General features: G+C 60.9%; 3 protein-coding genes and 1 pseudogene. All 4 read left to right on the top strand.

Going from position 1 to position 2563, the window contains the following annotated elements:
- A partial coding sequence (locus tag BKD70_RS22690) for a ribosome-recycling factor (RefSeq protein WP_070415441.1) occupies nt 1-395 on the top strand: 395 nt, incomplete at its 5' end.
- A 17-nt stretch (nt 396-412) separates the two neighbouring features.
- Nucleotides 413-1168: a polyprenyl diphosphate synthase gene (gene uppS / locus BKD70_RS22685; protein ID WP_005785713.1), complete on the top strand. Its 756-nt coding sequence runs from the start codon at nt 413-415 to the stop codon at nt 1166-1168.
- Entirely contained in the window at nt 1169-1975 is an 807-nt protein-coding gene (locus BKD70_RS22680; protein WP_070415440.1) for a phosphatidate cytidylyltransferase, read from the top strand.
- Nucleotides 1972-2563 (top strand): annotated as a pseudogene (locus BKD70_RS22675) (1-deoxy-D-xylulose-5-phosphate reductoisomerase); the annotation flags it as partial. The gene BKD70_RS22680 and the pseudogene BKD70_RS22675, both read left to right, overlap by 4 nt.

The following is a 2563-nucleotide window of genomic DNA, read 5'->3' as shown; positions in this document are numbered from 1 at the left end:
CCAACGTGACCGTGAAGGATTCGCGTACCCTGCAAGTTGTTGCCTTCGAGCGCAACATGCTCGCCGCCGTCGACAAGGCTATCCAGAGTGCCGGCCTGAACCTCAACCCGACCAACTTGGGCGAGTTGCTGCTGATCTCCATGCCAGCCCTGACCGAAGAAACCCGCAAGGGCTTCACCAAGCAGGCGCGCAGTGCTGCTGAAGATGCGCGCGTTGCCGTGCGTAACATCCGCCGCGATGCACTGGGCGATCTGAAGAAGCTGGTCAAGGACAAGGAAATCAGCGAAGACGAAGAACGCCGCGCCGTCGCTGATATCGACAAGCTGACCAAGGACGCCGAAGCCCAGATCACCAAGGCGACCGAAGAAAAAGAAAAGGACCTGATGGCCGTATAAGGGGTCAGGACGCCTTCATGGAAAAGACCAAGCAGACTGTGCCCTCCGTGGTGCCGCGCCATGTCGCGATCATCATGGATGGGAATAATCGCTGGGCGAAAAAACGCTTTATGCCGGGTGTTGCCGGGCATAAAGCGGGTGTTGACGCGGTAAGGGCGGTGATTGAGGTGTGCGCCGAGGCCAAGGTCGAAGTATTGACCTTGTTCGCGTTCTCCAGTGAGAACTGGCAGCGGCCCGCCGATGAAGTCAGTGCCTTGATGGACCTGTTCTTCAAGGCATTGCGTCGTGAGGCCAAGCGCCTCAACGACAACAACATCAGTCTGCGCATCATTGGTGATCGCTCGCGGTTCCATCCGGAGCTGCAAGCTGCCATGCGTGAAGCCGAGGCCATCACTGCCGGCAGTAACCGTTTTGTGTTGCAGATCGCAGCCAACTACGGTGGCCAGTGGGATATCGCCCAGGCTGCGCAGCGGCTGGCCCGCGAAGTGCAGGCCGGCCATCTGCGCCCGGACGACATCACGCCCGAACTGTTGCAAACCTGCCTGGTGACCGGCGACCTGCCGTTGCCGGACTTGTGCATTCGTACCGGTGGCGAGCATCGCATCAGCAATTTCCTGCTGTGGCAGTTGGCCTACACCGAGCTGTACTTCTCCGACCTGTTCTGGCCGGACTTCAAACACGATGCCATGCGTAATGCACTGGCTGATTTCGCTTCCCGTCAGCGTCGCTTCGGTAAAACGAGCGAGCAGATCGAAGCTGGAGCCCGGGTTTAAATGCTTAAACAACGAATCATCACGGCGCTGATCCTGCTGCCGATTGCCTTGTGCGGTTTTTTCCTGCTCGACGGTTCCGGTTTTGCGCTGTTCATCGGCCTGGTTGTGACCCTTGGTGCGTGGGAGTGGGCGCGCCTGGCAGGCTTCGTCAACCAGTTGCCGCGTGTGGCCTATGCCGCCTTGGTCGCGCTGTTGTTGTTCTTCATGTACATCCTGCCGGACATCGCGCCCTGGGTGCTGGGGGCTGCAGTGTTGTGGTGGGCGTTGGCGACTTTCCTGGTGCTCACCTATCCGCGCACCAGTGGCCAGTGGTCCAGCGTGGCCTGCAAGCTGGTGATTGGCCTGGCGATCCTCTTGCCGGCCTGGCAAGGGCTGGTGGAGATCAAGCGTTACCCGCTGGGCAACGAATTGATCCTGGCTGTGATGGTGTTGGTATGGGGTGCCGACATTGGTGCCTACTTCTCGGGTAGAGCTTTTGGCAAACGCAAGCTGGCCCCGGCCGTAAGCCCCGGCAAGAGCTGGGAAGGTGTATACGGCGGCCTGGCCTTGACGCTGCTGATCACCCTGGTGGTCGGTGTGGTGCGTGACTGGTCGGTAAAGGAGGTGCTTCTGGCCTTGCTGGGGACGGCTATTGTCGTCTTCATCTCGGTGGTGGGCGACCTTACCGAGAGCATGTTCAAACGCCAGGCGGGCATCAAGGACAGCAGTAACCTGTTGCCTGGTCATGGCGGTGTGCTTGACCGTATCGACAGCCTCACCGCTGCGCTGCCTATTTTTGCCGTGCTGTTGTGGATGATCGCTTCGTGAGCCGCCTGCAGCAGGTTACGGTGCTGGGTGCGACCGGCTCGGTCGGGCTCAGTACCCTGGATGTCATCGCGCGTCACCCCGATCGCTATCAGGTTTTCGCCCTGACCGGCTTCACGCGTTTGCGCGAGTTGCTGGCCTTGTGCGTGCGTCACTCGCCGCGCTTTGCCGTGGTGCCGGAAGCTGCTGCGGCTCGCAGTCTGCAGGATGATCTGCGGGCTGCCGGGCTGGCCACTCAGGTATTGGTTGGCGAGGCAGGCTTATGCCAGGTCTCGGCCGATGCGGACGTGGATACGGTGGTGGCGGCGATTGTCGGTGCGGCAGGTTTGCGCCCGACCTTGGCGGCAGTCGATGCTGGCAAGAAAATCCTGCTGGCCAACAAAGAAGCCTTGGTCATGTCCGGCGCACTCTTTATGCAAGCGGTGCGTAAGAGCGCAGCGGTGCTGCTGCCTCTGGACAGCGAGCACAACGCCATCTTCCAGTGCATGCCCGGTGATTTTGCCCGCGGCTTGAGCCAGGTCGGCGTGCGCCGAATTCTGCTGACGGCATCGGGTGGCCCATTCCGCCAGACTCCGTCGGCCGAGCTGGACC

Origin of the sequence: Pseudomonas sp. BS-2016 (assembly GCF_001806145.1) — a bacterium.
Classification (GTDB): Bacteria; Pseudomonadota; Gammaproteobacteria; order Pseudomonadales; family Pseudomonadaceae; genus Aquipseudomonas; species Aquipseudomonas lundensis.
Note: the sequence above shows the minus strand (reverse complement) of the source record. Positions and strands in the feature narration are given on the sequence as shown.